The sequence below is a fragment of the Streptomyces sp. SP18BB07 genome, assembly GCF_036322545.1.
Lineage (GTDB): Bacteria > Actinomycetota > Actinomycetes > Streptomycetales > Streptomycetaceae > Streptomyces > Streptomyces deccanensis.
In genome coordinates, this window is record NZ_JAQYWT010000199.1 from 1 (window position 1) to 6,388 (window position 6,388).

The window sequence follows — 6,388 nt, forward strand, 5'->3', positions numbered from 1 at the left end:
ACCAGGCCGAGGCGTACGGGAAGTTCGTCGAGGAGCCGACGCGTCCGGAGTTGGAGCGCTTCTTCTTCCTGGACGACGTGGACCGCGATCTGATCGCGCTGCGGCGTACGCAGTACCACCAACTGGGCTTCGCGCTACAGACGGAACCTGTCAAACGTTTCGAGTCAGGTAGATCGTTCTAACCTTGGGCCGACAACTCTGGGTCGGGGTGCCGGTGGATGTCGGGTTTGTTTATCCAGGCAGCGTCCGGGAGCTCGGGCGGTGCGGGCTGCGGTGCCCGATCCCGTGCCGGTGGTCCCGGCGGAACCGGACGAGCTCTCCGAGCAGGGCCGATACACCGGCCCGCCGGCACGGCAAGCGGCTGTTCGACGCGGTGCACGCGGTGACCGATACCGGCTGCTCGACCAGCGCCGCAGCCCGTGAGCTCGGCCTGAACTGGCGCACTGTGCACAAGTACGCGCAGGCCACGACCTGGCAGGAGTGCATACGGCGGGCCCGGCCTCGCTCGCCCACAAGTCTTGATCCGTACCTGGAGTACCTGCTTCGACGATGGGCGGAGGGCGAGCACACCGCCACGGTGCTGCACCAGGAGATCGCCGCGAAGGGCTACCGAGGCCACTACCAGCGGGTGAAGTTGGCCATCGCTCCGCTCCGCCGGGGGCTGCCGATCGACACACCGCGCGAACGGACGCCCTCACCGCGGGAGGTCGCACGCTGGATCACCACCACGCCGTCCCGACGCAGCCTGCGGGCCCCCGAGGGGCTCGGCCGGCTGCTCGCGCACTGCCCCGAGCTGGAGCAAACCCACAGTCTTGTCCGCGAGTTCGCCGCCATGCTCGACGCCCGCGACGCAACCTCGCTGCCGGACTGGCTCGAACACCTCGCCGCAGTCCACCTCCCGCCCCTGACCAGCCTGGCCAAGGCCATCCGTGAAGACCAGCCCGCAGTCGTCCAAGGCATCACCACCCCGTACAACTCCGGCGTCAACGAGGGCAGAATCTGCGACGTGAAGCTCCAGAAACGGATCATGGCAGGCCGGGCCGGCGTCCCACTCCTGCGTCACCGCGTCATCCTCATGACCCACCTCCGACGCCACTATCGATGACGAAGCGTCACCGGCGCATGGAAGCACCACCCGCCTTCACGGAAATCGTGCCAGGGCCACGTGAGGTCGTACCTCGACACCCGCCACCTGGAGGACCCGGCCACGCGTGTGGAGGACTTCCGCTGTGCGGTGGACCATGTGGTCACGCTCGACTACGACGACGAGGACCGCATCGGCGTCGTGGGCATCTGCGGCGGTGGCGGTTATGCCGCGAACGCCGCGATGACGGACCACCGGATCAAGGCGCTGGGCACCGTCGTGGCCGCGAACTACGGCCGGATCATGCGTGAGGGCGACCTGAGCCCCCGCGCGGCGGTCGCAACGCTGGAGGCGATCGGCAAGCAGCGTACGGCCGAGGCACGGGGCGCCGAGCCGCTGATCACCACCTACATCCCCAACTCCGAGGAGGAGCGGGAAAGGCGGGTGTCTCGGACGTGGACATCGTCGACGCCGTCGAGTACTACCGCACGCCCCGCGGGCAGAACCCGAACTCGCCGAACAAGCTGCGCTTCTCCGGGCTGGCGGCGGCGGTGGGCTTCGACGCCTTCCACCTCGCGGATGTCCTGCTGACGCAGCCGCTCCAGGTCATCGTCGGCGACATGCCGGGCGCCTTCGGTTCGTACCGGGACGGGTGGGAACTCTTCGACCGGGCCCGCTCAAACAGGAAGGACATCTTCGTGGTTCAGGGCGCGAGCCACTACGACCTGTACGACCAGCCGAAATACACCGCGCAGGCGCTGGACAAGCTGGAGACCTTCTTCGCGGAAAACCTGTAGCCGCAGCGGCAGTCGCCGCGCCGGTGCAGGGCGGCGCCCTGCGCGCGTGGCCACTGGCATGCGTTGGAGGCCGTACCTGCTGTGCGGACGGAGCCCGGTCGCCGGGCTCCGTCTTGGCTGTTCACCCTGCGGCGGCAAGCTGTGGTCAAGGTGCGCCGAGCCGATTGATGTCGCCGCTGCCGAGTACATGCGGCTCGTCGCCCTTCTGCTTGGCGACCGCGATCATCGCCCGCCCCATGTGTTCAGTGGTGGTCGTGTGTCCGGGCGCGATGCGGTGCAGGACGGGATACAGCCAGGACGTGGCCCGATACAACGCCCGGTAGCTGCCTGTCTGCGAGACGGCGCCGTGCCGGGGCTGGATGTAGCCGGGGCGGAACATGTACGCGTGGAAGTCCATCGCCAACAGGGCGTTCTCCGTACGGCCCTTGACGCGCGCCCACATCACGCGGCCCTGCTCCGTGCTGTCGGTACCCTCGCCCGACACATACGTGAAGGTCAGGGCGGGATTGCCGGCGCCGACCACGCGGGCGGCGGCGAGCGTGCAGTCGTACGTGATCCGGGTGTACTCCGCTTCCTTCCGCCCGGCCGCCGAGACGCCCAGGCAGTAGAAGCAGGCGTCCAGGTCCTTCAGTGCGTCCTGGATCGCGGAGAAGTCGGCGAAGTCCGCGTGCACGAGCTCGCGCAACTTCGGGTGGGACGTTCCCAGGGGCTTGCGGACGACCAGCAGGACGTCGGTGACGGTGTCGTCCAGGAGACAGGCGCGCAGGACGCCCTGCCCGACCATGCCGGAGGCACCGAAGATGACCACACGCATGACTGCTCCAAACACTGAGAGGTGGGGCCGCGCGTCAGGACTGCGCGCGGGCGAGGGTCCCGGCGACGAGGGTCGTCAGGGTTTCCTGCAGGGACGGCGCGAAGTCCATCCGGTACACGGCCAGGGAGGGATCTTCCTCGTAGGCGGCGAGCATGGCGGCTGACGGGCGGGCGTGTGTCCATATCGCCCCGGCAGTCATGATCATCTTCCCGCACAACTGCTCGGCGCGCTCGCCCAGTTCAGGCAGGTGGGCGCGGGCCAGGGCGGCGAGGTCGGCGACGCTGGAGAGGGCGGCCTTCTTGTAGCGGGCGGCGACCTCGGGCGAGACGTTGTGCTCCAGTACGCCGGCCTGGGCGCTGAGCAGGTCGCACAGGGTCCGCCGGTCCGCGAGGCTGCGGGTGATGACCTCGGCGAACTGCTCGCCGCGTCGGCTCACCGGAGCGCCGGCGTCGACGGCGGCATCAAGCTGCTCGGGCAGATCGGCGTTCCACTGCTTCCATGCCTGATCGAGGAGTTCCAGCAGGACCGCTTCGCGGGACTCGAAGTAGCGCAGCACATTCGACTTGGCGAGACCGACCCGGCGGCTCAGCTCGTTGAGGGCAACCGCACTCACGGGCATCTCGTCGAGCATCGCCGCAGCGGTGTCCAGGATCGCCTGGCGTCGCATCGCGCGCCGCTCCTCGCTGCGCGCGCGCTGGAAGGTCGTCATACGCCCACTTTACAGACTTCCGGTCTTTTGACATCAGACCGACGGTCCCTTACGTTGGGAGCACGTAATAGACCGGCGGTCCGAAAGGGTTCGTCGGTGTCCCCCGCCCTGCGTGCAGCGCCCACAGCAGGGCAGAAAGCGAGATGTGCCATGACGTCCTACGACAAGCTCTTCATCGGTGGCCACTGGGTGGCCCCGGCCGGTTCCGAGGTCATCGAGGTCCGCTCCCCGCACGACCAGTCGCTCGTCGGCACGGTTCCGCACGCCACTCCGGCGGACGTGGACGCGGCGGTGGCCGCAGCCCGCGATGCCTTCGACGACGGCCCGTGGCCGCGGCTGACGCCCGAGGAGCGGCAGGAGACGGTCAAGCGTTTCCAGGAGCTGTACAGCAACCGGTCCGCCGAGATGGCCGCACTGATCACTGCGGAGAACGGCACGCCGATCGCGATCACCACCGGCCTGAACGTGCACGGCCTGTCCGAGCAGACCGCTGCCTACCTGCGCGCCGCCGAGAACCTGCGGTGGGAGGAGCCGCTCGCGTCCGGGGCGCTGCTGCGCCGCGAGGCGGTCGGCGTGGTGGCCGCCGTCATCCCGTGGAACGCTCCGCACCAGTCGGCCCTCGCCAAGATGGTGCCCGCGCTGCTTGCAGGTGCCACCGTCGTCCTGAAGGCGTCGCCGGAGACGGCGGTCGATGCCCTGGCGCTCGCGGAGGTCTTCGCGGAGGCCGGGTTCCCGGAGGGTGTCGTCTCGGTGCTGCCTGCGGGCCGTGAGACGAGCGAGTACCTCGTCGCCCACCCGGACGTCGACAAGATCGCGTTCACCGGGTCGACCGCGGCGGGCCGCACGATCGCCTCCCTGGCCGGTGAGCAGCTCAAGCGGGTCAGTCTGGAGCTCGGCGGCAAGTCCGCCGCGATCGTCCTGGAGGACGCCGACCCCGCCGCCGTCGCCGAGGGGCTGAGGTTCCACTCGCTGGGCAACAACGCGGAGAGCTGCCAGGCCCTCACCAGGATCCTGGCCCCGCGCAGCCGCTACGAGGAGGTCGTCGAGGCGGTCAAGGCGATGATGGAGTCGCTGACCGTCGGTGACCCGTCCGACCCGGCCACGTTCATCGGCCCCATGGTCCGTGCCGACCAGCAGGAGCGCGTGCGCTCCTACATCGAACTCGGCATCGCCGAGGGCGCACGCCTGGTGACGGGCGGGCCGCAGGTTCCCGAGGGCCTGGAAGGCGGCTTCTATATCACCCCGACCCTCTTCGCCGACGTCGACAACTCGATGCGCATAGCCCGCGAGGAGATCTTCGGGCCGGTCTTGGTCGTCATCCCCTTCGACGACGAGAACGACGCGGTCCGGATCGCCAACGACTCCGACTACGGCCTGGGCGGCGGCGTCTGGTCCGCCGACCGTGAGCGCGCGCTGGCGGTCGCCCGCCGGGTGCGCACCGGCCTGATGATCGTCAACGGCGCCATGCCCAGCTTCGACAGCCCGTTCGGCGGCTTCAAGGCCAGCGGTGTGGGGCGCGAGTTCGGGGCCGTCGGCCTCAACCAGTACATCGAGCACAAGACCATCGCCGTCTGATCCGCGCCGCCCGCAGTCCTCGCTGCTCGACGCTCCGATCCGCTTCCTTCCGACCGAGGGGCCACCATGACCTTGTTCTCCCCCCCTCGTCACCCGCCCTCTCTCCCGAGCGTCCAGGCTGCTCCGGCCCCCAGGTGCCGGCCGTGGTGACCTTCCTGGAGTTCCCCGGCCGCACCAACACCCTGATGTTCTCGACGGCGTACGGCGACGCCGAGGACACGATCCACCACCCGCCCCAGGACTTGGACGCCATACCGCAGGTGTAGGACACCTCCACGGCGGCGGCTCCGTCGTGGGGCAGCGACCGGCTCGCCTCACCCCTGTACGGCAACAACGCCGGCAGCCCGGACGGCATCGCCCCCGCCCTCGTCATGGCGGGTTCTAACAGTCCCCGCAACACCCTGAAGTTCAGGGAGTTGCGGGGACCGTGGATTTTGAGGTGCTGAAGGCTAGGTTCTTCGAGGCGTTGGACCGGGAGGACGGCAGCGTTGCGGGTGCTGCTCGGGCGGTCGGGGTGAACCGTCACACGGCGGCCGGGTGGGCGCGCAAGGCTGGTGTCCGTGGTCGAGGGAAGCCCGGTACGAGGCCCTGTTCTCCCGAAGCTACGGCGAAGTGACAAGTAGCTCGGCGTAATCAGAGTGACGCTCGGTCAGGAGCGGCGAGGCGGGGTCCGGGGACCTCGCTGTTCTGGAGGGCGCCGAAGTCGGCGTGCGCGGCCTCGATGGCTTCGGGGTATGCCTCGCGCTTGGCGTGTTCGGCGAGCGCCCGGTAGATGCTGGCCACCGAGGGGTTCTGTCCCTTGCGCTTGCCGGTCGGGATGATCAAGTCGGGCTGGATCTGCTCGACGGACTCGCCGAGCGCCCGGCGCCGGAGCACGGTGTGAGCCTGTCGTCGGTGATGACCGGGGGCCGGCCGCCGTGCTTGCCCTTGCGGGCTGCGGTTTCGAGCCCCTCCAGGGTCGACTCGCGGATGTTCTCCCGCTCGGTCTCCGCCATCGCGGCGAAGAACGCGAACAGCAGCTTGCCGGGGCCGGTGGGGTCGTAGATGCCGGCCAGGGGTCCGGCGAGCATCTCCAGGACCAGGCCGTGGGCGGTGAGGCGGTCGGCGAGCGCGGTGAGTTCGGCGGCGTCGCGGCCGAGGCGCTTCATCTCGTACACGGTGAAGATGACTCGGCAGAGCGCCCGCCGAGACCAGGATCAGCAGGCAGAGCAGCTGTGTGTCCTCGCCGAGCTCGGGCACGTGGCGGCGCAGCAGCTCGGCCATGGCCTCGGTCCTGGTGAGGTAGGACCGCTTGTGCCGCTTGACCACCTCGACCGAGACGTTGTGCTCGAGGACGCCGCCCTGGGCGCCGATGAGGTCGCACAGCACCACGCGGCCCGCCAGCGACCGGCTGAGGATCTCCGCCAGCC

At 69.4% G+C, this 6,388-nt stretch carries 8 protein-coding genes and 2 pseudogenes; 5 read left to right on the top strand and 5 right to left on the bottom strand.

Features of this window, described 5'->3' with window-relative positions; translation table 11 throughout:
• The 3 genes and pseudogenes from PUR53_RS02130 to PUR53_RS02140 form a co-directional block, all read left to right on the top strand.
• Positions 1-140: pseudogene (locus PUR53_RS02130) on the top strand (DUF4158 domain-containing protein); the annotation flags it as partial.
• Between the two features lie 242 nt (positions 141-382).
• A complete protein-coding gene (locus tag PUR53_RS02135) occupies positions 383-1,105 on the top strand; it encodes a transposase (protein ID WP_329895501.1) in 723 nt (240 codons plus the stop codon).
• A 434-nt stretch (positions 1,106-1,539) separates the two neighbouring features.
• On the top strand, positions 1,540-1,881 hold the full coding sequence (locus PUR53_RS02140; RefSeq protein WP_329907177.1) for an alpha/beta hydrolase: 342 nt from the start codon (positions 1,540-1,542) through the stop codon (positions 1,879-1,881).
• A 145-nt stretch (positions 1,882-2,026) separates the two neighbouring features.
• Here PUR53_RS02140 and PUR53_RS02145 read toward each other — a convergent pair whose 3' ends face one another.
• Together PUR53_RS02145 and PUR53_RS02150 are read right to left on the bottom strand one after the other, a co-directional pair.
• A complete protein-coding gene (locus PUR53_RS02145) occupies positions 2,027-2,695 on the bottom strand; it encodes an NAD-dependent epimerase/dehydratase family protein (RefSeq protein ID WP_329895503.1) in 669 nt (222 codons plus the stop codon).
• 34 nt (positions 2,696-2,729) lie between these two features.
• Complete coding sequence (locus tag PUR53_RS02150; RefSeq protein ID WP_329907178.1) at positions 2,730-3,404, bottom strand: TetR/AcrR family transcriptional regulator; 675 nt, start codon at positions 3,402-3,404, stop codon at positions 2,730-2,732.
• A gap of 150 nt (positions 3,405-3,554) precedes the next feature.
• Here PUR53_RS02150 and PUR53_RS02155 point away from each other — a divergent pair, with 150 nt between their 5' ends.
• On the top strand, positions 3,555-4,979 hold the full coding sequence (locus tag PUR53_RS02155; protein ID WP_329895505.1) for an aldehyde dehydrogenase: 1,425 nt from the start codon (positions 3,555-3,557) through the stop codon (positions 4,977-4,979).
• A gap of 143 nt (positions 4,980-5,122) precedes the next feature.
• Positions 5,123-5,245 carry a hypothetical protein gene (locus PUR53_RS02160; RefSeq protein WP_329895506.1) on the top strand — a complete coding sequence of 41 codons (123 nt, stop codon included), beginning with the start codon at positions 5,123-5,125 and terminating at the stop codon, positions 5,243-5,245.
• 367 nt (positions 5,246-5,612) lie between these two features.
• Here PUR53_RS02160 and PUR53_RS02165 read toward each other — a convergent pair whose 3' ends face one another.
• The 3 genes and pseudogenes from PUR53_RS02165 to PUR53_RS02175 all read right to left on the bottom strand — a co-directional run.
• Positions 5,613-5,804, bottom strand: a complete 192-nt coding sequence (locus tag PUR53_RS02165) for a hypothetical protein (RefSeq protein WP_329907180.1) — start codon at positions 5,802-5,804, stop codon at positions 5,613-5,615.
• Positions 5,801-6,127 (bottom strand): recombinase family protein, encoded by a 327-nt coding sequence (locus PUR53_RS02170; protein ID WP_329907179.1) that lies wholly within the window; start codon positions 6,125-6,127, stop codon positions 5,801-5,803. Before PUR53_RS02170 ends, PUR53_RS02165 begins: the two co-directional genes overlap by 4 nt.
• A 13-nt stretch (positions 6,128-6,140) precedes the next feature.
• Positions 6,141-6,388, bottom strand: a pseudogene (locus PUR53_RS02175) (TetR/AcrR family transcriptional regulator); the annotation flags it as partial.